This window comes from Gracilibacillus caseinilyticus (assembly GCF_022919115.1).
GTDB classification, from domain to species: domain Bacteria; phylum Bacillota; class Bacilli; order Bacillales; family Amphibacillaceae; genus Gracilibacillus; species Gracilibacillus caseinilyticus.
The window spans coordinates 2,257,189-2,280,999 of sequence record NZ_CP095072.1 but is presented as its reverse complement, the minus strand read 5'-3'; the positions used below and the strand labels follow the sequence as shown (position 1 = coordinate 2,280,999).

Genomic DNA, 23,811 nt, shown 5'->3' with positions numbered 1-23,811 from the left:
TTAACGTAATATTTATAACTAAAAACGTATCACATAAAATGGTATGTGTCTATGGACGGTTTTGTCGATTTTTGCTTAGATGAATTGGAATATCAAATCCCTTTCAGCTCTCCCTGATCCTTCACTATACCAAATTAAACATATTGTCATATCTTTTAACTCCATTAAATATACTCTTTATATCAACATCTCAAGGAGTGTGATATACACATATACATTGTAAGCGTTTGCTTTACTATTAACCATTAAAGGGGAGTTAACAAAATGAAAAAATGGATACTATCTGGTTTTTGTATGCTATTCCTCATCTTCCTATCGGCCTGTTCCAATAATGAACCTTCTTCTTCAGACTCCACCAATGAGAAAGACTCAGAAAAGACGGAAAAAAGTGAAATCAGCATCACGTTCCGAACTGGTGGGGGGACCAATCAAGGGTTAATTAATTGGTTAAACGATACGGTTATACCTAAATTTAACGAAGAACATCCAGATGTCACCGTGAACCTGGTTCCATTAGAAGTTAGTGAAGGAGATTATTTTGCTAAGGTTTCACTACTTCTGCAATCGGAAGATTCCGCTCCAGATATCGTGACAGAAGATACATTTATGGTGAATTCGGATGCAAGCGCTGGGTACCTCGAACCGCTTGATGACCGGATTGAAGCGTGGGAAGGCTGGGGAGAGATTACCGATACCGTAAAAAAAGGGGTAACAGCAGAAGATGGAAGTATCTACGGTGTTCCATACAACACGGACACAAGAGGCCTTTGGTATAACAAAGAGTTGCTGAAAGAAGCCGGTATCACCATTCCATGGGAGCCAGCAAATTGGGAAGATGTTCTAAATGCGGCAATCGCAGTAAAAGAGACATTCGGTGATGAGGTTGTTCCTTTATGGATGAACTCAGGTAAAGCTACAGGAGAAGCTACTTCCATGCAAACATTTGAAATGCTTTTATATGGAACAGATGACCCGCTATATGATTTCGATGAAGAAAAATGGATCGTCAAAAGTGATGGCTTATTAAGTGCGTTTCAATTCATCGACAACGTCTATGAAAGTGAATTAGGTCCTAATCTATCGCAAGTCTTAAATGGCCAAGGCAGTTCGATTGCTTATCAGGAGTTAATGCCGAATAACAAATTGGCCATTGGCTTGGATGGTATGTGGCAAACAGGTAACTGGCATGAAAACGGACCGGCACCTTGGCCAGAATTTGAAGAAACATTAGGTTACGCCGCAATGCCAACAGAAAACGGGCAAGAACCTGGATCCACCTCGATGTCCGGCGGTTGGGCATTATCCATCCCAGCCAAATCAGATAACAAGGATATGGCATGGGCGTTTATCAAAATGGCATCCACTCCAGAAATGAATCTTGATTTACAATTAAACGATCGCAACATCACACCATTTCAATCTGCCAGTGAAGATTCAGCATATCAGGAGTTGCCATTTTTTGAAGAAGCAACGTCATTCGTAGAAACAACTAACTTCCGTCCGGCTGTCGATAAATATCCGAATGTCTCCACCGTTATTCAGACCCTTGTGGAGCAAGTGGTAACAGATGCAATCACGCCGGAACAAGCTGTAGAACAATACCAAAAACAAGTAACCGACATTGTCGGCGCAGATAAAACGATCGAAAGATAAACGTGAGCTGGTTTGCTTCCTCTGTTACGAGAGGCAGACCAGCAACGATTAGATATAGTGAGGTGATAACATGAATAGTAGTTCTAGAACGCTTACCATCCGATCGATTTTCTTTCTATTACCCTCATGGTTCCTGTTATTAATCTTTTTTATTGGACCGATTCTTTTAACATTCTATTTTTCTTTCACCAACCTGGCGCTTACTGGTGCACAGGCACAACAGATGCAATTTGTCGGTTTTGACAATTTTGTCACCATGTTTCAGGATGCTAACTTTCGAATCAGTGTGGTAAAAACGATTCTCTTCTTGTTGCTCTCTGCTATCATCGGTCAGCAGCTATTAGGTTTTTTACTAGCTTTTTTGATGAAAGAAAAGAACACAACCTTCCGAAGAATCATTGGCATTATCGTAATTGCCGGCTGGGTGACCCCTGAAATCGTCGTGGCATTCTGCTGGGTAGCCTTCCTCAATGATAACGGCACATTAAACGCCATCATCCATGCGTTGGGAATGGACGGGGTCACATGGCTGTACACATTTCCACTGATTAGCGTCTGTATCGCAAATATTTGGCATGGGACTGCTTTTTCTATGCTGGTCTTTCAAGCTTCCTTGGATGATGTACCAAAAAGTATCGAAGAAGCAGCAAAAATGGACGGCGCATCGAAATTGCAAATTTTGTTCCGTCTAATTGTACCGATTGTCAAAGGATCGATTGTAACGAACATGATCCTCGTTACCTTACAGACGTTAGGTGTCTTCACCTTAATCTATGCCATGACCGGGGGTGGTCCTGGTACTGCGACACAAACCTTACCAATCTTTATGTATAACCAGGCATTTGTCAACTATCAGCTCGGTTATGGAACAGCTATCTCACTGGTTCTTTTACTGATCGGGGTTGTAGCTAGTCTTTTCTATATCCGTTCCATGAAGGTGCAAGTGTAGAAAGGAGGTCCATTATGAACCGATATACATTAGAAAAAACCGTTCCTTATATCGTCTTATCAATGATAGGCGCTTTATTCCTTTTGCCATTATTATGGGTGATTTTTGCTTCTTTTGATGCCAATGCGAAGCAAGCGCTATCGATGCCATCGTTGTTTACACTGCGTAATTTTTCCGCCATTTTGTCAGATCCAACGAATATTCGAGCCTTTATCATCGGTTTGTTTTTATCACTCGGGCAAGCAACACTCGTGGTAATCGTCGGTGTACTTGCAGCTTATCCACTGTCACGATATGCTTTAAAGTATAAAAAGCCATTTATGTTTACCATTCTATTCATGACGTCTTTACCAATCACAGCAGTAATGGTACCAGTCTATCAGTTGTTTATGTTCTTAAACTTGCAAGATTCGTTAGTAGCCACTATGTTATTCTTAACAGCATCTGGTCTACCTTATGGCATTTGGATGTTAAAAAACTTTATGGATGCCGTTCCTCTCGAATTAGAAGAATCAGCGTGGGTAGATGGTGCATCGATTTGGACTTGTTTACGAAAAGTAGTAGCACCACTAATGATACCCGGCATATGTACAGTCGCGATTTTCACTTTTTCAATGAGTTGGGGAAACTTTTTTGTCCCATACATTCTCATTCAGTCACCAGATAAATTCCCCGCTTCCGTCACCATCTATCAATTCTTTGGCACATACGGGATGGTCGAATACGGAAAATTAGCAGCATTCTCAGTCATTTATACGATGCCTGCTGTCATTCTTTATTTATTCTCACAGAAGTTTATGTCAAAAGGGTTCAGTTTCGGTGGAGCAACCAAGGGGTAGCAATCTATAGAATTTATTGGAGGGAAATACATGTTTTGGACGGTGGAAAAGTTAGAAAAGCAAATAACAGAATTAGCATCTTATCGATATCGCAACGTGAAACCTATTACTTCATTTAGCAGTTTGCTAGACGAACAGGGAGAAATCGCTGCCCAACCGCCTCGAAACGGGGATTGGTTGCCGATGAGCATCGGTGACAGATGGGAAGGAAGAGACAAATATCTTTGGCTCCAGACGGAAATGGAGCTGCCGGAAGAATGGCAGCAATCTACCATTGTTGGCGTATTTGATTTTGGGAAAACCGGGGGCGGACATAACTCAGGCTTTGAATCCTTACTGTACTTGAATGGTAAAGCCTATCAGGGAGTAGATACCAATCACCAGGAGGTTTTCGTCGATTCAACTCTAGCAGGTACTACGATTTCCCTTTGTTTCCGATTGTGGTCCGGACTAGAAGGTGGCGGTGCCCCAACCATTCAGGAACATCAACTCCGAACTGCCTTTTTGGCACAACTCGACACAGCTATCGACGACCTCTATTTCACAGCAAAAGCTACCATTGAGACCATTAACTATTTGGATAAAAATCAGCCAGAAAGAATGGAACTAGTAAAGCTATTAGACCAATCCTTCCATGCAATCGATTGGGCAAATCCTGGTGATGAGGCCTTTTATCAATCTTGCGACCAAGCATTAAGCCTATTGAAAAATAATCTCCATCACCTGCCAAACCATTATCCGGTGACCGTCAACGCCATCGGCCATACACACATTGATGTAGCATGGTTATGGCGATTAAAGCATACCAGGGAAAAAGCTGCGCGCTCTTTTTCAACGGTTCTAAGGCTCATGGAAAGATATCCGGATTATATTTTTCTACAAACACAACCACAATTATATGAGTATATAAAAAACGATTATCCAGACATATATGAACAAATGAAAGAGCGAATTAAAGAAGGACGTTGGGAACCGGAAGGAGGAATGTGGCTAGAAGCAGATTGCAACCTCATATCAGGTGAGTCGATGGTACGGCAATTATTGTACGGTAAGCAATTTTTCCAGAAAGAATTTGATAAAGACTGTGAATACTTATGGCTGCCGGATGTATTCGGCTATAGCTGGGCTTTGCCACAAATACTTGTTAAATCTGGCATTAACACCTTTATGACGACGAAAATCAGCTGGAGTCAGTATAACAAAATGCCGCACGATACCTTCAAGTGGCGCGGAATAGATGGAACGGAAATTCTGACACATTTTATTACAACACCAGAAGATGAACATTGGTTTTATACGTATAATGGCAAGATCACACCGAGAACGGTCAAAGGGATCTGGGAATCTTACCGTGATAAAAAAGCGAACAATGAATTGATTCTATCTTACGGCTACGGAGATGGTGGTGGCGGAGTAAATCGCGAAATGCTTGAAATGATCGAACGATACGATCAAATGCCTGGCCTGCCAAACATAAAAACAGGAAGAGCCGATCAGTACTTCCGGAGACTGCACGAAACGATCGAGCAAACAGACCAATATGTACACACATGGGACGGAGAATTATATTTAGAATACCATCGTGGCACCTATACAAGTCAAGCCTATAACAAAAGAATGAATCGAAAAATGGAACTGTTACTTCGCGACGCTGAGTGGCTTCAAGTCCTTCATTCGGTTATTCATCAAAACTGGGATAATTATCCACAAGATAAACTTTATGATTCTTGGAAAATTGTCTTACGAAACCAATTTCATGATATTATTCCCGGATCATCTATAAGGGAAGTATATGAAGATAGTCAGCTGGAATACGAGGAAGCACATCAATTAGCCAGTTCTGCTTACGATCAGGCCTCAAAGACATTAGTAACGGACAAAGAATCGAATCACTATACCATTTTTAACTCTGGGTCATTTACTCGAAGCGAACTTGTCGAAATTAATGAAGCTGCTGATATGCTGCAATGGTACGATGATAAAGATCGTCCATTACAAGCACAACGAACAAAGGACGGGAAATGGGTTGTTCATGTAAACAATATCCCGGCACTTGGCACATCTACCATCCACTATCAATTGAGAAATGTTACAAATAACAGCGCTTTTTCCTATGCAGAAACCGGGATTACCACCCCATTCCTGGCTATTTCATGGAATGAACAAGGCCAACTCACAAGTATTCTGGATATTCGATCCTATAAGCAACTATTAGCACAGCAATCAAATGGTAACGTCTTGCAAGTGTTCGAAGACAAACCAATGCAATATGATGCATGGGACATTGATATCTATTACCAGCAAAAGATGAAAGAAATCAGTAACTGTACCTCCATCTCCTTAGTGGAGCAAGGACCTGTTCGAGCAGTCGTTCAATTCCAATGGCAATATGCAAATTCCACGATCACCCAAGAGATGATCGTCTATCCTGACAACCCGAGAATCGATTTTGCCACATTCGTCGATTGGCATGAACGGCAGCAACTGTTGAAAGTAGCATTCCCTGTAGATATTCGTGCAACAGAAGCCACCTATGATATTCAATTCGGTAATGTAAAAAGACCGACGCATTGGAATACGAGCTGGGATCTCGCCCGCTTTGAAACAGTTGGCCATCAATGGGCAGATTTATCTGAAACAGGATACGGCATCAGTCTCTTGAATGATTGTAAGTACGGCTATGACATCAAGGATAACATCATGCGGTTAACTTTAATCAAATCGGCGATTGCACCAGACATCGAGCAAGACCAAGGCTCACACTATTTCACTTACTCCATGTATCCACATAATGGAGATTGGCGAGCTGGAAGGACGGTACAGGAAGCCTGGTCATTAAATAATCCTTTACAAGCCGAGAAAGGAAAGTTCTCTCCACCTTCTATCGTATCGATTGATGCAGACAATGTCATGGTTGATGCGATTAAAAAGGCAGAAGATCATAATAAAGCGATCCTCCGCCTTCACGAATATACAGGGGCAAGAACCAATATACACATAGAGAGTCCGTTCGCGATCAAATCGTGGCAAGAATGCAACCTGATGGAAGAAGCAATCGGTGATAAGCATTCATCAAGTGCACCTTGTCAATTCGAGATAAAACCATATGAAATTAAAGCATTTATGATCGAATTTGAATCATAGGCCACGGCGGGGTGTATCGTCGGAACTCAGGCAATATGTGATCAGTGAATCGCTTAGCTGACAAAATCTGTTGTTCGGACTGAGATTTGATTATGCCCTCGTTGTTCTTTTATATTTTCTTTACTTAAACCAAATGACTCGTTGAAGGAGTAGACCAAAATGACGTCCTTATATGAACAAATGTACCAATCCTTAAAAGCAGATATAACTGATGGCAAGTTTCAAGTAGGTGACCGTATTCCTTCAGAAACCAGTCTAGCAGAACAATTTCAAGTGAGCAGAATAACTAGTAAAAAAGCATTGGAAAAACTGATGAACGAAGGTCTCGTCTACCGGCAGCGTGGTAGAGGAACCTTCGTCTCTGAGATGAAACAGCCTACGCAAGATGTAGTAAAATCAAGGTTCCTTCAACCAACTTTTGGATTGATCATGACCAGTCTTGATGCTAGTTTTGGAAACGAATTAGTCAGTTCTCTCATTGAAAAAACAAAAAACAATGCATCTGTCATTGTCAGAGTCTCCTCTGGCAGTCCGGAAAATGAATCCAAAATAATAGAAGAATTATTAGATATAGGCGTTCATGGCATATCGATTGTTCCCGCTCACTCTGAGCATTACAGTCAGGAGATTTTAAAATTAGTAGTCAATCAATTCCCTTTAGTATTACTAGATCGCTCCATTAAAGGAATTGGCGTTAACTCTGTCTCTACGAATAATCAAGCAGCTGCACAAGAAGGTGTTCACTACTTAATGAAATTAGGTCATGAGCACATTGCCGTACTGATGCCTTCCAATTATAAAACCACCTCCATTGAAGATCGGATCAACGGCATTGTGCACGCATATGCAGAAAATAATTTGATGGTAAATCGTGACTTATGGTTTTCTAATATACAGAGCACTTTACCACAGCCCGCCAGCACGAGAAGCGAAGATGTACAACGAATAAAACAACATCTCCAAGACCACCCTGACATTACAGCTATTTTCGCCTTGGAATACAATATTGCCATTCTATCAAAAAAGGCAATAGCAGAACTAAACTTACGTGTCCCGGAGGACATTGCCATTATGTGCTTCGATAGTACGCCATTTAATGATATGGAGTATAATTTTACACACATTAAACAAAATGAAACAGAACTAGGTAAACAAACCATTCTGCGATTGATAGAAATGTACAATGGGAATAATGAAATCCGCAAAGAATATGTACCAGCAACACTGGTAAAAGGTAGCACGACGTGACGTTCTGTCGTCCTTTTGCTATTTTCCCATTTAAAAAACCACATGAGAACGAATCTTTTCATCCGTTCTCATGTGGCCACTTAATTGTCGTATTTACAAGGGGGATCACTATTATTAAGATTATTCAACGATATTAAATTCCATCTAATGCTTCTTTTATGTGTTCTTCTAATACATCCGTCATACTTTTTGCATAAAGCGCCGTAAGATGATGCTGATCTTTGTACACGACGACATTACCAATCACTGGGTAACACGTATCATCGTCACAAAACTGGTCCGATAAATTAGCAAAATACACGTTACCTGGTATATTGTCTGTATTTTCCCATGGTATTGATTCTGACAACACTTCCTCACGAGCTTGATCTTCCGCTCCCCACTTTTAGCTCCTTTTCTTCTAAACGATACAAATCTTGATCAACTACTCATCACTTTTGGTTCCTTTCCTGCTGAAACGATATAAATCTTGACCTACTGCTCATCACTTTTGATTCCTTTCCTGCTAAACGATACAAATCTTGACCTACTGCTCATCACTTTTGATTCCTTTCCTGCTAAACGATACAAATCTTGACCTACTGCTCATCACTTTTGATTCCTTTCCTGCTAAACGATACAAATCTTGACCTACTGCTCATCACTTTTGATTCCTTTCCTGCTAAACGATACAAATCTTGACCTACTGCTCATCACTTTTGATTCCTTTCCTGCTAAACGATACAAATCTTGACCTACTGCTCATCACTTTTGATTCCTTTCCTGCTAAACGATACAAATCTTGACCTACTGCTCATCACTTTTGATTCCTTTCCTGCTAAACGATACAAATCTTGACCTACTGCTCCCCACTTTTGGCTCCATTTCTTTTACAATCCGTATTACTGAAACCATTACTTTTATATCCTAATCTTAGACGGAAAATTTTGCTGATTATGCTTTAATGATGGAATGATATGCTTTTTTGGCTTTTCAAAAAAAGCTCTTGCCCTTTCCGTTTTTATATGATAGCATTAATGCAAGTCATGAAGGCAAACGTTTGCACTAATTTGCACTGATCATGCAAAGCCTTTTTTCTCTAATACGCACACGTTCAATTTCAGGCGCCTTACGTGCGGAAATAAAAAAGTAAGGGGAGATTTTTTATGAAAAATAGCAAATTCTTTGCAAAAATGGCCAGTGCCGTAGCACTATCCAGTATGATTTTAGCAGGCTGTTCATCCGACGATTCCAACAGTGAAAATGGTGAATCCGCTTCTGGCGATAAGATTCAGATTGATATTTTTCAAGGAAAAGTAGAATTCAAAGAACAATTCGAAGATCTTGTTGCACTGTATGAAGAAGAAAATCCAAATGTCGAAATTAATGTCGAAACAGTTGGTGGCGGTACCGATTATGGACCTGTCTTGAAATCCGCATTCTCCTCTGGTGACGCACCCAATATTTTTAACGTTACTGGACCACAGGATGTAATCGATTACAAAGAATATTTAACAGATTTATCTGATACCGAAGCTGCCGGCGCAGCATTAGACGGCACGCTGACTACTGTGACAGATGGTGAGCAGATTCTCGGGCTTCCGTTCAACCAGGAAGGATATGGACTTATTTATAACAAAACAGTATTCGAAAAAGCTGGCATTAACCCAGATGAAATAATGTCAATGGAAGATCTCGAAGCTGCTGTCCAAACAATTGATCAGCAAAAAGAAGAACTTGGGCTGGAAGCCGTCTTTGCCCTCCCTGCCAAAGAAGCATGGGTACTAGGAGATCACTTGGCAAATACCTATTTAGCACCAGAATTTAATCACGATGTCATGGAAGCGTTTCAAGCTGATACCGTAACGTTTGAAAAAGGCGACGAGATGAAACAATTTGTAGATTTACAATTTGATTATTCGATCCAGCCTGTACTAAGCCTTGACTATTCACAACAAGTAGAAGAGTATTTCTCCTTACAAAAAGTGGCCATGATTCAGCAAGGGAACTGGATCTTCCCTTCTGTTGAACAAATGGATCCGGAATTCGCCCAAAACATTGGTGTCCTTCCGATTCCAGTAGAAGGATATGAAGGCAGCATCCCTGTAGGTGTTCCTAACTATTGGGCAGTGAACAATGAATTCGATGAAGAAGTCGTGCAAGCATCAAAAGACTTTTTGGACTGGATGTATACATCTGAAACAGGTAAAGAAGCGGTATTAAATGATTTTAAATTTATCCCGGCATATGAAGGATATGATACATCGAAAATATCTGACCCATTATCGCAGGAAATCTATGAATATGCATCAAACGGGAATACGATTGGCTGGATTTTCTCCGGGTATCCTAGCAATCCATGGGGCACTGGCGTTATCGGACCGGACATTCAGAAATATTTAGCTGGCGAAATGAGCTGGGAAGAAGTAGAAGCTGACGCCATTGCGAAGTGGGAAGAAGAAAGACAGTAAACATTTTTGTACAGCTGACGAAGCAGCACGAATTGTTTCGTTAGCTGGCTCTATATTTTCAATAGGAGGGATTCCACCATGCGTAACCGTGATCTATCATTCTGGTTATTCTTAACACCTGTGTTACTAGGACTGATCCTTGTCGTGATCGTTCCCCTTATTTACGGTACGATCTTTTCATTTACTGATTGGAACGGACTGAGCGCTACGACGTTTGTCGGTTTCGAGCATTACCTTAACCTCTTGCACGACGAGGAGTTCATTGATGCGATCGTCTTCACCATCCTATTCTCTGGTGTTTCCATCATTCTATTAAACTTTCTAGGTTTGAGTTTGGCGATACTCGTAACCCGGCAGATTAAAACCAATAACATGTTACGAACGATCTTCTTTATGCCCAATCTTATTGGTGGACTGATCTTAGGTTTTATCTGGCAATTTATTTTCATCAGTGTATTTGGTGACATTGGAGAAGCATTACAAATAGAAGCGATGCAAGGCTGGCTATCCACTACAAGTACCGGATTCTGGGGATTAGTCATTCTAACCTGTTGGCAAATGGCAGGATATATTATGATCATTTACATTGCCTACCTGCAGAATATTCCGAGCGAACTGATCGAGGCAGCCAAAATAGATGGCGCGAACAGCTGGCAACGATTCCGTAATATTACTTTCCCGTTAGTGGCACCTGCCTTTACGGTAAGTATGTTTCTAACGCTGTCAACGTCTTTCAAAATTTATGACCAGAACCTGTCGCTAACCAATGGTGGGCCGTTCGAATCCACGCAAATGGTCGCCATGGAAATTGTCAAAACAGCATTCAGCGCCAATGAAATGGCGTATGGTCAGGCAAAAGCAGTCGTTTTCTTTATTATCGTATCGATTATTGCACTGACTCAAGTATATTATAATAAGAAGCGGGAGGTTGACATGTAATGGAGAGCAAACGAAAATTATACATCATTGAAATCGTAGGTGTTCTGCTCGGATTATTGTGGCTATCTCCGTTTTATTTAATGCTCGTCAATGCCTTTAAAACAAAGAAAGAGATTTTTAGTGGTGTCCTGGATCTGCCAGAAGCATTCACGACAGCCAATTTTGTTGAAGCCTATATTGATTTGGACTTCACTGCATCGCTGTTCAACTCGGTGTTGATTACAGTTGTCAGTGTCGGGATTATCATTTTCTGCTCATCAATGGCTGGCTATGCACTTGCACGTAACAAAAGTAAGTTAAGCGGTGCACTGCTTTTACTTTTTGTGTCGGCAATGTTGATCCCATTCCAATCCGTAATGATCCCCCTCGTCTCTTTATTCGGGCAAGTGGAAATGTTAAATCGCGCCGGGCTCATTTTTATGTATTTAGGTTTCGGTTGTAGTTTATCGATTTTCCTTTATCATGGAGCTATGACAGGTATTTCGAAATCATTGGACGAAGCAGCAATCATTGATGGAGCCAACAAATTTCAAACCTTTATCCATATCATTTTTCCATTATTAAAACCGATCTCCGTAACAGTCGGGATTTTGAATGTGATCTGGATCTGGAATGACTACTTATTACCATCCTTGATTCTTGGAGAAGATAATGCAACCATTCCACTGAAAATGTTCTATTTCTTCGGTCAATATACGAAACAGTGGCATTTAGCATTAGCAGGATTAACGATTGCGATCATTCCGGTGATTGTCGGATACTTCTTCGCCCAGAAACAAATTATCAAAGGTGTTTCCGAAGGCGCAGTAAAATAAGCAGTAGTAAACGAGGTGTATTTCATGTCCGTAACGATTAAAGATGTTGCCAAGAAAGCCGGAGTGGCTGCGTCTACTGTCTCGCGTGTATTATCAGACAGTCCCAAAATTAGTGAGAAAACAAAAAATAAAGTCCGTAGCGTGATGGAGGAATTAGGCTATCATTTGAATGAAAATGCAAGAAATTTAGTCCAGCAATCGACGAAAACAATCGGCATCGTCATGAAGAATTCAGCGAGCGAATCTTTACATGATCCTTTTTTTCCAGAGGTATTAAGAGGTATCAGCTCCTATTGCAATAAACAGGACTATAGTATTTCGATCACCACTGGCGAATCGGAAGATGCGATTTTTAAAGATGTGGTCAAAATGGTCAGAGGAAAAAAAGTTGACGGTTTAATCGTTTCTTATTCAAAAAAAGATGATCAGGTCATCACCTATTTGCAGGAATCTGGCATTCCATTTGTAGTGGTTGGAAAACCATTTGGCAGGCCCAATGAAATTTTATACGTAGATAATGATAACGTTTTAGCTGCTAAAGAAGCGACAGAGCACTTGATTGATTTAGGTCACCGTGAAATTGGATTTATCAGTGGCAATAAAAAGTTTGAAGTCACAGACGCCCGGCTCCACGGTTACCAGGACGCACTTCGCAATCATCAGCTAAGAGAGCGGGTCGGTTTCATCAAAAATCCTGCATCACCAGAGTTAGTACGGGATTCGATGCAAGAACTGATGCAGTTACCGACGACACCGACCGCTTTAGTCGTGACGGATGATTTGTTCGCGATGCATATTTTATTCGTCTTACGCGAACTTGCGATCCAGGTACCGGAAGAAATGAGCGTAATCAGCTTTAACAATACGATTTTCAGCAGGTTTTCCAACCCACCGCTGACATCCGTCGATACCCAGATCTATCAGCTCGGCTATGAAGCTGCGCGTTGTTTAATTGACGAAATCCATGAACCGTCCGTTGTCAAACGAAGTGTAATCATCCCAACCTTTATTGAAGAACGAGAATCAAGTATAACTAGCTCACAGAAAGCATAAATAAACAACATGGAGGCGTTCACTGTGCAACAAGGTTTAGGAAAGTTATTTGGCGTGACGGATTGGATAGCCCGGCTGGCGGTCGCTAATGTACTTTGGCTGCTCTTCAACCTGCCTATCGTGATCCTTTTATTGAATATGATGGTGAACGGAGTAAATCTTGCCGTATCGGTAGTGGTGATGGTACTCACGCCATTTATCTTTTTCCCCGCTACCACCGCCCTGTTCGCCTGTGTAAGAGACTGGACGTTAGATCGGGATCAGCATTCGATCGTTAGATCCTTCTGTCGTTATTATACAGGGAATTATCGGAAAAGCTGTATCAGTGGAATCCTTTTGACAGCAGTTTGGACGATCTGGGGCATAGATTATTACTATCTCAGCTCTCGTAATGTTGTGCTATTATTCGCTTTCTTGATGTTCGGGCTGATTTTATTTGTGTATACGATTCATTTCTTTTCGATGTTGGCACATTTTGAGATGGATTTACGTATGCTTTGGAAGAATGCGTTTCTTCTTACATTCGGACGACCATTGCTGACGGTTGTGATTTCGCTCATAAGTTTCGTTATTCTTTATGTCAGTATGAACGGCTTATTATTTCTCATACCTTTTTTTACAGGTTCACTGATTGCTTTTCTAACCTTTTCAGCCTTTTATAGGTGGTACTTGAACTTCATATAAAAAATAAACATATAACATCTAGGGGGATTATCATGAACAAAAAATGGTGGAAAGAAGCTGTCGCCTATCAAATTTATCCACGAAGTTTTAACGATTCGAACGGTGACGGCATTGGAGATATTCCAGGCATTATCGAAAAATTAGATTATCTGCAAGACTTAGGCATTGACGTCATTTGGGTTTCGCCAATCTATGAATCTCCGAATGACGATAACGGGTATGATATTAGCGACTACCAGGCGATCATGGATGACTTTGGTACGATGGAAGATTTCGACCAGCTGCTGACCGAAGTACATGAACGTGGCATGAAATTAATTATGGATTTAGTGATCAATCACACTTCGGATGAGCATCCTTGGTTTTTGGAGTCAAGCTCTTCTATTGATAACCCCTACCGCGATTTCTACATCTGGCACCCCGGTAACAATGGTAAGGAACCGAACAATTGGGAATCCATTTTTGGAGGATCAGCATGGGAATATGACAAGCAATCGGGCGAATATTACATGCATGTCTTTTCCCGCAAACAGCCAGATTTAAATTGGGAAAATCCTCGAGTACGAGAAAAATTATATGAGATGGTCAATTGGTGGCTTGACAAAGGAATTGATGGTTTTCGGATTGATGCGATTTCGCACATTAAGAAAACACCCGGATTTCCTGACTTACCAAACCCCGATCACAAAAAATATGTACCATCCTTTGACGGCCATATGAATCGTGATGGCATTCAAGTTTTCTTAGAAGAATTGAAACAGGAAACCTTCGATCACTATGATATCATGACCGTTGGAGAAGCTAATGGGGTATCAGTCGATCAGGCAGATGAATGGGTCAGCGAGGATCAAGGCAAATTTGATATGATATTCCAGTTCGAACACCTCGATCTCTGGGGCACCAGTGCAAGCGGCGGTATCGACATCCACGCCTTGAAAGACACGTTTACGAAATGGCAAACTGGCCTTCATGAAAAAGGATGGAATGCCTTATTCCTAGAGAATCATGATCAGCCCCGTTCCGTTTCGACATGGGGAAATGACGGCCCCTATCGGGACAAATCGGCAAAATGCCTGGCAACCTTATACTTTTTGATGCAAGGAACACCTTTTATCTACCAGGGACAGGAAATTGGCATGACGAATGTCCAGTTTGATTCGATTGATGACTATAATGATATCGCAATCAAGAACCGCTATCGTGAAGGCATCGAAGCAGGTAAGTCACATGAAGAAATGATGGAGATCATCTGGAAAAACGGCCGCGACAATTCCAGAACTCCCATGCAGTGGAACACAGATGCGCAGGCCGGGTTCACCTCAGGGACATCGTGGCTGGGAGTCAATCCGAATTATCAGCAAATCAACGTCGCTCAATCTGTCCATGACCATGATTCCATCTATCATTATTACAAAAAATTGATCGATTTAAGAAAAAGTAACACCGCACTCTTATATGGTGATTACGAATTAATTCTTGAGGGGCATAATGAGATCTATGCTTATACCAGAACACTGGACGAAGTAACCATGCTGATCATCACCAATTTATTTGAGGATGAAGCAGCATACGAATTACCAGAATCGTTGCAAAAGCTCTCATCAACGTTGTGCTTAAGCAACTATGAAGTTGAATCGAATGAGCAGCTTTCTAGCGGAACATTACGACCGTATGAGGCACGCGTTTATCAGTTGTTGTGATGATACAGGATCAGCCTTTGAATGAGGCTGATCTTTTTTTACGTTAGAAAAGCATTAAATTTTCATCAGAATAGTCATTCCATGTTGGTGAATATCTCCGCTGAAAATTATAAAAAAACTTGAATGTAGCGCTTTATTTCCCATTACACAAAAAAAACACATTTGTTAACAAACCTCCACACACCCAGATCTCCCAACGCTTATGAGTTCATTCATAACATAAGTAAAAATAGCTTGTCCCCCCTTTTCCCTTTCATTAGCTCATCAGATATGATTCAATATACGTTAATCCATCGTGCTTCTTTTCTTTGAACAGGGTGGTATGGAAAGGATGGGAAATACCAATGAGAAAGCTTTACTATGGCGGAAAAATTATCACCATGGATGAACACAACAAATATGTCGAAGCCGTATTGGTAGAAAATGGCGTCATTGCAGACGTTGGTCCGTTATCCAAATTTGTATCCTTGTTACATGACAAAAACACCGAAAAACAGCATTTAGAAGGGCAGACTATCATGCCTGCCTTTATTGATTCACATATGGAAGACTAGCAGATTTATATCCATAAAAAATGGATAAAAGACATCAAAGGTAGAACGGCAATGAATGAAGTAAACAGTGGGATGGTTCTCCTGTCCCACTGTTGTGTGATTACTTTTATTTAGCTATCCATCTAGTTGGATGACTTTGCTGTGAAAATACTATTTCACACATTCTTTACTCAAACGGATAATCACTCATAAAAATCTGAACACAAGAACCATCTCTATGCTCTATATATCAGGTTGATGGATACACTAAAATCTATACATTGTTGGTTACTACATTTTAGATTAATTACGATTCTGAAAATAGAACTATCGCCCATTAAGATACAACATCTCACATGTTTAACCGTTGCTGTTTCAGCATCTGCCAACTATCTAAGAGCCATAAAATGGAATTAGTAAATGACACAGAAGAATTGTCCCCTTTTTTTCTTTCATTTACTAACCAAATACGTATCATTTTACGTTAATACACCGTCGCTTCTTTTCTATGAACGAGGTGGTGTCGAAAGGATGGGATATAAATGAAAAAGCTATACTATGGCGGGGAAATTATCACCATGGATGAACAGAACGAATATGTGGAAGCCGTATTGGTGGAGAATGGCGTCATTGCAGACGTTGGTCCTTTATCCAAATTCGTATCCTTGTTACATGACGAAAATACTCAAAAAGAACATTTAGAAGGGCATACGTTAATGCCTGCCTTTATTGATCCACATAGCCATGTATCAATGGTGGGGCCTGTCGCCTCATTGTGCGATCTTAGTGACTGTGATGATTTTAACAATATTGTAGAAACATTGAAAGCTTATATAGTTAAAAATCAATTGAACGATACCGATCCCGTGATTGGATTCGGTTATGACCATAATGTATTAAAAGAAGAAAAGCATCCGACCAAAGAAATATTAAACAAAGTATCAACAGACCGAATTGTTGCTGTCATGCACACATCTGCTCATATGGGATGTGTCAACGATGCTGCATTGCAAGCAGCCGGTATTGACGAGAACACAGAGGACCTTGAAGGCGGAAAAATCGGTAGAGTGGATGGCTCGATGGAACCGAATGGCTACTTGGAAGAAGCCAATATCATGGCAATTCGTGAACAGCTGACCCGTGACACGGAAACTGATTATGCTGCATTGATGCAAAAAGGGCAGCAAATCTACCTAGAGCACGGCATCACAACATGCCAGGACGGAGCAACAAGCAAGGAAATCATGCAGCTTCTGCACACCTTAGCGGAACAGGACAAGCTAATGTTGGATATTGTTGCTTATCCACTTGTGATGGAAACACCGACAAAACTGTTAAACGAATACAAACAGTACGCCAAAATGTATCACAATCGCTTCAAGCTCGGCGGATTCAAACTGTTTCTCGATGGTTCTCCACAAGGAAAAACCGCCTGGCTATCAGAACCATATGAAGGGGAAGCAGAATACCGCGGATATCCTTGGTTTAATGATGAACAAGTGACGCAATTTGCAAGAACGGCGATTAACAATGATGTCCAATTGCTGATACACAGCAATGGCGATGCCGCTTCCGAACAATTACTGCGTTGCTACGAAACAGCATTGGATGAATCGATGAATCCGAATAAACATCAGCTACGTCCCGTCATGATTCACTGTCAAACGGTACGGGATGATCAGTTAGAAAAAATGGCAGATTTATCAATGATTCCTTCCATTTTCAATGTACATACCTATTATTGGGGAGATGTACATTTGAAAAATCTAGGCAAAGAACGCGGCAGTAGAATCAGTCCTGCCAGAACCGCTTTTGACAAAGACTTGAAGGTGAATTTCCACCAGGACTCCCCTGTTGTTAAGCCAGATATGCTGCATGCTGTCTGGTGTGCAGTTAATCGCGAAACAAGAAGCGGTGAAATAATCGGAGAATCCGAAAAAGTCACCGTATATGAAGCATTGCAAGCAGTGACAATAAATGCTGCTTATCAATATTTTGAAGAAGATAAGAAAGGAAGTATCGTCCCTGGAAAACTAGCAGATCTAGTACTCCTGGATCAAAATCCACTAAAAATAGATCAACAATCAATCAAAGACATTCAAGTGTTAGCGACGATGAAGGAAGGAGAAACATTATATCAGCAATAGAGCCGAAGCGGGGGTTTTAACTCCCGCTTTTGGTTATGCTAATTGTATGTTTAGCTATATTGTAAAACGGGTATACGGACATGTATCCTTTTTTACATTTTAGCGATGAAGTAACTCGTAATAGCAAAAAATACACAAGTAAAAATTCGTTCACTACTCGCTAAAAGACGAGGCGAATGTCGTGTTTTTTTAAAAAATTTGCTATTAAACGCTAATTATAATAACCTAACGGATACGGACATTTTAACCATGTTGATTTTGTTAACGTGAATCATGGTGTCTAAAGGAGAAGAACAGATGGAGAAACGTACAACATTGAAGAAAACATTGAAGCCCCATTGGGTATGGGCGATTGCTCTAGGCTCAGCAATTGGCTGGGGAGCATTTGTACAACCTGTTAATTGGATGGCTACGGCAGGTCCATTAGGAGTTATTTCAGGCTTCTTTATTGGTGCATTATTAATGATTTTAATCGCCGTCAGCTATGGCTTCTTAATTAAGAGTTTCCCGGTATCAGGAGGGGAATTTGCTTATACCTACATCAGCCTCGGAAGAACGCATGCATTTATTTCCGGGTGGTTCTTAACACTAGGCTATATATGTATAGTCGCCTTGAACGCATCCGCCTTTGCATTGATGTTTAAATTCGTATTTCCACAATTCATCGAAAACTTGCATTTATATAATGTTGCCGGCTGGGAAGTATACGTACCGGAAATTATCGTTGCCTCACTAGTATTAATAGTGTTTGGCTTTTTTAATGTTAGAGGAAGCAGTATCTCAGGAAGAATTCAATTTATCTTTTGTCTCGTTATGGTAGGGGCTATCCTATTACTAACGATGATGGTCGGCATCCAGCCAGAAGCTGGTTTAGCGAACGTCAAACCGTACTTTCCGACAGATACGAACGCGATTGCTGCAATCATCTCGATCGTCGCCATCGCACCTTGGGCATATGTCGGGTTCGATAACATCCCGCAAACGGCCGAAGAATTTGATTTTTCTTCAAATAAAGCCTTTAAACTCATTGTTTTTGCGATTTTAGTAGCTGCCATTCTTTACAGTTTCATGATCATTACCACGTCCATGATTCGACCGTGGCAAGGTGTCGTAGATGCTAACTACATCTGGGGAACGGGACAAGTTGTGCAGGATCTACTTGGCACAGCCGGATTACTTATACTCGTCATCGCCTTAACGATGGGGATTTTTACTGGGCTGAACGGCTTCGTTATTTCTTCCAGCCGTCTTTTATTCGCAATGTCCAGAGCAAAAATTATTCCAGAAGGATTCTCGAAGCTGCACCCAAAATATAACACACCATACTGGGGCGTTATTTTTACAGTGATCGTAGCCATGTTCTCACCATGGTTCGGTCGCGAAGCACTGTTATGGGTAGTTGACATGTCATCCATTGGTGTAACGATCGCTTATTTCTATACATGCTATGCAGCGTTTTCCATGTTCACTTTCCAGCCAGATAACCGCTTAGGAAACGGAAAACAATTATACTCACCTGTGAAGAAAGTCATTTCTATTCTCGGCATGTTAGCGAGTCTTACCTTCTTAGTGTTACTGCTATTCCCAGGCTCACCAGCATTCCTTGGACTGGAATCTCGAATCGCATTGGCCGCATGGGTCATCTTAGGTTTAATTTTCTACCTAGCCAAGCGAAAAGAGTATAATAAAATACCAGAAGAAGAATTAAATTATTTAATCACTGGTTCAAAGGAGATTAAGCTGAAGCAGGATTAGATTGGATCCCCACAAATGATTGTGGGGATTCTTTGCATTTCTTGGGGATGAACCTTCATCCGTGATGTGCATATCATAGCAAGAAGTATCGTAAACGTCTAATTACCAAAAAATCATTTCCATATATAACACACTATAAAAAAACACCTTTTTACCAGATGAAAATCCATTAATGCCCCCTCTGAAATAAGTCATTTTCCTTTTTCATTGATTTTTCAATTATCTTATTCCAAAATAAAAATATTCGCTAAGGTATACTGAAAGCTGTCACTAGGTATGAATTTTCATTTCAGGTAAATAATAGAACACGAATACATTTAAAAAGGAGCGAACAGCATGTGGTGGATTGTCGGTGGCGTACTTTCATTTAATACATTCGTGATCTATTGCTGTCTAGTTGTGGCCGGGAGAGCTGATAATCAAATGGAACAATTATATAAAAACAAGTAGTGCTGTTGACCTGCACTACGCTAAAATATCAAAGTATTCTTTCTTAACCTGCCATCGCAGCGATTCTCCATTTACGTACCGTTTGAACTCTTCCAGCATATAATAGCCCATCCTGCCACATTCCTGCCCCTCACTTCCTGCCAAGTGTGGTGTTAATACAACATTTTCTAACTGATAAAGAAGCGAGTCTTGATTCGGTGGTTCAGGAAATGTTACATCTAAGACAGCTGTTATATCTGACCTCTTCTTCAACGCCTCAATCATTTCTGATTCTCTTACGATAGCTCCTCTTGATGTATTGATAAAACTTGAGTTAGCAGGCATTTGAGCAAAGTGCTCGTATCTGATCATGCCTTTCGTCTCCTCTAATAAAGGTGTATGTAAAGAAACGACATCAGCATTTCTAAATAATTCATCAAGACTACATAACTCCACCCCTAACTTTTTTGCTTCTTCTTCGTTTATGTACGGATCATAGCCAATTACATGAATATCAAATGGCTTAAGAAGCTCACATACCATCCTTCCTACTGTACTTAGAGAAACGATCCCAACTGTACTTCCAAAAGCTCCCGGAATATCAAATGGCTTTTCGGGGAATTGCTTTGTGTTTCTTATTCTTCTGGTAAACGCCCATCCTTTCTTCAAGCAAAACAAAATTTGAGATAGCGTAAATTCAGCAACAGGCACAGCATTTGCTTTAACCGCATTCGTAATGATCATTTCATGTTCCCAAGATGCATCTGTAGCAATATTTTTTAAAGATCCCGCAGCATAAAAAAACGCTTTTAGATTTGGTGCCGCTTGAATTAATGAGTGGTCAAGCCTTGGTCCACCCCATCCAGAAAAAATCACTTCTGCTTCATTTAAAACGGAAAGGTCCTCCTTCATTTGCTGACTTGTCATAGGCGACCGATAAATGTCTGCTAATGCCCCAATTTCCCTTCTCACGCTTTCTGGATATACTAATTCAAACGTATCTTGATTCATAATATACAATCCTTTTACCATCATTATCACTCTCCACCAATAAGGGCTTTTTCTTTAAAACCCTATTTCCAATTAACTTGCTAAATGAAGAAGAAGGAGGATAAATATCCACCTTCTATTTGTTTAATAACAATCTTTTTTATCTATTTTCTAACCACTCTGTACTTTCTTTTTGGGCCTTATCCAATGCTTCCTGAGCATTCCGTTTACCTGTTAATGCAGCCTCAATTTCAGAAGTTAAAATGAAACGTGGTTGTGCCGCTGCCCAATGATACCTAGGCATGTATGGAGTGCTCATTGCTTCAAAAACTGGCCCTAATAAATGTTCATATTCCTTTACACTTTCCCACTCAAGCGCTGATTTTATGGATGGAAATGCACCAGTTTCGTAAAAATATTTCTGAGCAAAATCACTTGTTGCAAACTTCAGCCATTCCCATGCCAAATCTTTATTTTCACTTGCTTTACCAATTGTGATAGGACTACCCGCAAACAAACCACCTTTACCTTCATCGTTCTTAAATTCTTGCGCAATTGCAATACGATCTTCTAAGCCTTGCGCATAGGTTTGTTGTACCAAATTTGCAGGACCTGTGTTTAACATAATGGCAATATTGTTATCTTTTGTCATCCATTTCTCATTTCCTTGGTTACTTACGATACCTTCTGGAGCAAATTCTTGCATATCAAGCATCCAGTTCAAACCCTCAACCATTTCAGGAGAATTAAATTCAAATTCAACCTCATCCCAGGCAAAACCTGTCCCCCACTTTCCATTAATACCTTCAGCCGCATTCAGTAGAGTAAATGCTGAAGACCAATCTCCTCGGAACCAAACACCATAGTTTTGTTCACCAGTTACCGGGTTCGTCCCAGTCATCTTCTCAGCTTTCTCCTTTATTTCTTCCATTGTTGGATGATCCGAAAGATATTCTACTCCCCAATCATCAAATAACTTCTTATCATAAGTAATGAAACGAGCATCACCAAAGAATGGCAAACCGTAAATTTCTAATTCATCACTGTCAGGGCCTAAGGCTTTCCATCCCTCAACTTGCTGATCTATAAAAATATCTGTACTAAACTCACTATCTTCTTCAATATACGGCTGCAATGGTTCTAATAAACCTTGTGCAGCAAAGTCAGCAATACCAGGCATTTGATAAACATCTGCTTCACCTGAAGTTAACATCGCCTGTGTTTTTTCTGTATACCCTTCCCAAGGCATAAGGATAAATTCGACAGTTGCACCCGGATGTTGTTTTTCAAATTCTTCTTTTAACGTATCTAACCCAGGTGTTTTTTCTCCTGTAATCGGGTCTGTTGAATCCTCCATAGAAAAATCACCTATTAACTGCACTTTAAGTGTTTTGCCGTCCCATTTACTACCTTCTGCAGTCTCTCCTCCATCGCTTCCAGAATCCTGACCAGAACTGGAAGTATCGCTAGAGTTACTACATGCTACAAGCACTGCGATTAACAGCAATAATAACCCAGACAGAATAAAAGCGTGTTTATTAAATAATCCTTTTTTCATACTACTACCCCCTATTATTTAAAATGACATAAATAATCCGCTTCCACGCAAATGCTTAAAATTTCCACTATTCCCCTTTCACACCACTAAGGGCAATACTTTGGATAATATACCTTTGTAAAAATAAGTAGACAACAATAATCGGTAGGACACTTACGGTAGCTAGAGCCATTGTAAGACCCCCCAGACTAGTACCATTCTCTAAGGAGAAACTAGCTAAATAAAGCGGTACAGTGTGCAAGTCCTGATTGTTCAAAACTACTAATGGCCACAGAAAATCATTCCAACTCCAGATAAATGCTAAAATAACCATCGTAGCAGCAATTGGGCCAGCAAGAGGGAAGTAAACGCTAAAGAAAATCTTAAATTCTCCTGCTCCATCAATTTGTGCTGCTTCTCTTAAGGAATCTGGTAATTGGTCAAAAAACTGCTTACATAGAAAGATCAACATTCCATTAATAAGTGGCGGTAATATCAATGGCCAAAATGTATTCAATAAATCTACACTATTAAAAAGTTTGTACAATGGAATTAATCGAGGTTCCATCGGAATCATCAAGGTACAAAGTACAACGATAAATAATAGTTTCTTTCCTTTGAATCTACCTTTAGAAAATGCGTACCCTGCTAAAAGAGAAGAGGATACACCTATTGCTACTGATGTTATCGTTACGATCGCTGAATTAATGTAGGATTGTATTAATCTTCCATTCTCAAAAACGATACCATAGTTAAACCCCGATAGTTCTTCAGGAATCAATCGTGGCGGAAATGGCATCGATATGTTTGCAGTGCGATCAAAACCAACACTAACCATCCAGACAAACGGCGCCATCAGGACCACCCCGAAGATTAACAAAATGACAAATTTAACGGACGTCGTAATTTTATCAGCTTTCTTATGGGACATAGTACTAATCATTTT

The 23,811-nt window shown here is 40.4% G+C and carries 18 protein-coding genes; 14 read left to right on the top strand and 4 right to left on the bottom strand.

Annotated elements, in window-relative coordinates; all coding sequences use genetic code 11:
* Positions 1-264: 264 nt before the first annotated feature.
* The 5 genes from MUN88_RS10755 (at position 265) to MUN88_RS10735 (ending at position 7,833) form a co-directional block, all read left to right on the top strand.
* The gene (locus MUN88_RS10755) at positions 265-1,653 is read left to right on the top strand and encodes an extracellular solute-binding protein (protein ID WP_244714857.1); all 1,389 of its coding nucleotides are present in this window, start codon (positions 265-267) and stop codon (positions 1,651-1,653) included.
* Between the two features lie 70 nt (positions 1,654-1,723).
* A complete protein-coding gene (locus MUN88_RS10750; RefSeq protein ID WP_244714855.1) occupies positions 1,724-2,602 on the top strand; it encodes a carbohydrate ABC transporter permease in 879 nt (292 codons plus the stop codon).
* A gap of 14 nt (positions 2,603-2,616) precedes the next feature.
* Entirely contained in the window at positions 2,617-3,441 is an 825-nt protein-coding gene (locus tag MUN88_RS10745; RefSeq protein WP_244714853.1) for a carbohydrate ABC transporter permease, read from the top strand.
* Positions 3,442-3,471: 30 nt separating this feature from the next.
* Complete coding sequence (locus tag MUN88_RS10740) at positions 3,472-6,585, top strand: alpha-mannosidase (RefSeq protein WP_244714851.1); 3,114 nt, start codon at positions 3,472-3,474, stop codon at positions 6,583-6,585.
* A gap of 159 nt (positions 6,586-6,744) precedes the next feature.
* Positions 6,745-7,833, top strand: a complete 1,089-nt coding sequence (locus tag MUN88_RS10735) for a GntR family transcriptional regulator (protein ID WP_244714849.1) — start codon at positions 6,745-6,747, stop codon at positions 7,831-7,833.
* A gap of 133 nt (positions 7,834-7,966) precedes the next feature.
* Here MUN88_RS10735 and MUN88_RS10730 read toward each other — a convergent pair whose 3' ends face one another.
* On the bottom strand, positions 7,967-8,182 hold the full coding sequence (locus MUN88_RS10730; protein ID WP_244714847.1) for an SGNH hydrolase domain-containing protein: 216 nt from the start codon (positions 8,180-8,182) through the stop codon (positions 7,967-7,969).
* Between the two features lie 796 nt (positions 8,183-8,978).
* Between MUN88_RS10730 and MUN88_RS10725 the strand changes: the two genes are divergently transcribed.
* From MUN88_RS10725 to MUN88_RS10685, 9 genes are all read left to right on the top strand, one after another.
* Positions 8,979-10,283, top strand: coding sequence for an ABC transporter substrate-binding protein (locus MUN88_RS10725; protein WP_244714845.1), 1,305 nt, complete (start codon positions 8,979-8,981; stop codon positions 10,281-10,283).
* Positions 10,284-10,361: 78 nt separating this feature from the next.
* A complete protein-coding gene (locus tag MUN88_RS10720) occupies positions 10,362-11,222 on the top strand; it encodes a carbohydrate ABC transporter permease (protein WP_244714843.1) in 861 nt (286 codons plus the stop codon).
* On the top strand, positions 11,222-12,037 hold the full coding sequence (locus MUN88_RS10715) for a carbohydrate ABC transporter permease (RefSeq protein WP_244714841.1): 816 nt from the start codon (positions 11,222-11,224) through the stop codon (positions 12,035-12,037). Before MUN88_RS10720 ends, MUN88_RS10715 begins: the two co-directional genes overlap by 1 nt.
* Before the next feature lie 24 nt (positions 12,038-12,061).
* Entirely contained in the window at positions 12,062-13,090 is a 1,029-nt protein-coding gene (locus tag MUN88_RS10710; protein WP_244714839.1) for a LacI family DNA-binding transcriptional regulator, read from the top strand.
* Between the two features lie 24 nt (positions 13,091-13,114).
* Positions 13,115-13,774 carry a YesL family protein gene (locus MUN88_RS10705; protein WP_244714838.1) on the top strand — a complete coding sequence of 220 codons (660 nt, stop codon included), beginning with the start codon at positions 13,115-13,117 and terminating at the stop codon, positions 13,772-13,774.
* Positions 13,775-13,806: 32 nt separating this feature from the next.
* On the top strand, positions 13,807-15,474 hold the full coding sequence (locus MUN88_RS10700) for a glycoside hydrolase family 13 protein (RefSeq protein ID WP_244714837.1): 1,668 nt from the start codon (positions 13,807-13,809) through the stop codon (positions 15,472-15,474).
* A 344-nt stretch (positions 15,475-15,818) separates the two neighbouring features.
* The gene (locus tag MUN88_RS10695) at positions 15,819-16,028 is read left to right on the top strand and encodes a hypothetical protein (protein WP_244714835.1); all 210 of its coding nucleotides are present in this window, start codon (positions 15,819-15,821) and stop codon (positions 16,026-16,028) included.
* 521 nt (positions 16,029-16,549) lie between these two features.
* Positions 16,550-18,154: an amidohydrolase gene (locus MUN88_RS10690; protein WP_244714834.1), complete on the top strand. Its 1,605-nt coding sequence runs from the start codon at positions 16,550-16,552 to the stop codon at positions 18,152-18,154.
* Positions 18,155-18,451: 297 nt separating this feature from the next.
* On the top strand, positions 18,452-19,909 hold the full coding sequence (locus tag MUN88_RS10685) for an APC family permease (RefSeq protein ID WP_244714832.1): 1,458 nt from the start codon (positions 18,452-18,454) through the stop codon (positions 19,907-19,909).
* 465 nt (positions 19,910-20,374) lie between these two features.
* Here the strand turns inward: MUN88_RS10685 and MUN88_RS10680 are convergent, their stop codons facing one another.
* The 3 genes from MUN88_RS10680 to MUN88_RS10670 all read right to left on the bottom strand — a co-directional run bounded on the left by MUN88_RS10680 (position 20,375) and on the right by MUN88_RS10670 (position 23,808).
* Positions 20,375-21,373, bottom strand: a complete 999-nt coding sequence (locus MUN88_RS10680; protein ID WP_244714831.1) for a hydroxyacid dehydrogenase — start codon at positions 21,371-21,373, stop codon at positions 20,375-20,377.
* 115 nt (positions 21,374-21,488) lie between these two features.
* Positions 21,489-22,886, bottom strand: a complete 1,398-nt coding sequence (locus tag MUN88_RS10675) for an extracellular solute-binding protein (protein WP_244714829.1) — start codon at positions 22,884-22,886, stop codon at positions 21,489-21,491.
* Positions 22,887-22,953: 67 nt separating this feature from the next.
* On the bottom strand, positions 22,954-23,808 hold the full coding sequence (locus MUN88_RS10670; RefSeq protein ID WP_244714828.1) for a carbohydrate ABC transporter permease: 855 nt from the start codon (positions 23,806-23,808) through the stop codon (positions 22,954-22,956).
* Positions 23,809-23,811: the final 3 nt, after the last annotated feature.

Bases quoted from the DNA above. Each gene is read 5' to 3' on its own strand.
- MUN88_RS10675 (WP_244714829.1), bottom strand. From the start codon at position 22,886: ATGAAAAAAGGATTATTTAATAAACACGCTTTTATTCTGTCTGGGTTA.
- MUN88_RS10740 (WP_244714851.1), top strand. From the start codon at position 3,472: ATGTTTTGGACGGTGGAAAAGTTAGAAAAGCAAATAACAGAATTAGCA.
- MUN88_RS10710 (WP_244714839.1), top strand. From the start codon at position 12,062: ATGTCCGTAACGATTAAAGATGTTGCCAAGAAAGCCGGAGTGGCTGCG.
- MUN88_RS10755 (WP_244714857.1), top strand. From the start codon at position 265: ATGAAAAAATGGATACTATCTGGTTTTTGTATGCTATTCCTCATCTTC.
- MUN88_RS10670 (WP_244714828.1), bottom strand. From the start codon at position 23,808: ATGATTAGTACTATGTCCCATAAGAAAGCTGATAAAATTACGACGTCC.
- MUN88_RS10745 (WP_244714853.1), top strand. From the start codon at position 2,617: ATGAACCGATATACATTAGAAAAAACCGTTCCTTATATCGTCTTATCA.
- MUN88_RS10715 (WP_244714841.1), top strand. From the start codon at position 11,222: ATGGAGAGCAAACGAAAATTATACATCATTGAAATCGTAGGTGTTCTG.
- MUN88_RS10735 (WP_244714849.1), top strand. From the start codon at position 6,745: ATGACGTCCTTATATGAACAAATGTACCAATCCTTAAAAGCAGATATA.
- MUN88_RS10680 (WP_244714831.1), bottom strand. From the start codon at position 21,373: ATGATGGTAAAAGGATTGTATATTATGAATCAAGATACGTTTGAATTA.
- MUN88_RS10750 (WP_244714855.1), top strand. From the start codon at position 1,724: ATGAATAGTAGTTCTAGAACGCTTACCATCCGATCGATTTTCTTTCTA.
- MUN88_RS10725 (WP_244714845.1), top strand. From the start codon at position 8,979: ATGAAAAATAGCAAATTCTTTGCAAAAATGGCCAGTGCCGTAGCACTA.
- MUN88_RS10700 (WP_244714837.1), top strand. From the start codon at position 13,807: ATGAACAAAAAATGGTGGAAAGAAGCTGTCGCCTATCAAATTTATCCA.
- MUN88_RS10720 (WP_244714843.1), top strand. From the start codon at position 10,362: ATGCGTAACCGTGATCTATCATTCTGGTTATTCTTAACACCTGTGTTA.
- MUN88_RS10695 (WP_244714835.1), top strand. From the start codon at position 15,819: ATGAGAAAGCTTTACTATGGCGGAAAAATTATCACCATGGATGAACAC.
- MUN88_RS10690 (WP_244714834.1), top strand. From the start codon at position 16,550: ATGAAAAAGCTATACTATGGCGGGGAAATTATCACCATGGATGAACAG.
- MUN88_RS10685 (WP_244714832.1), top strand. From the start codon at position 18,452: ATGGAGAAACGTACAACATTGAAGAAAACATTGAAGCCCCATTGGGTA.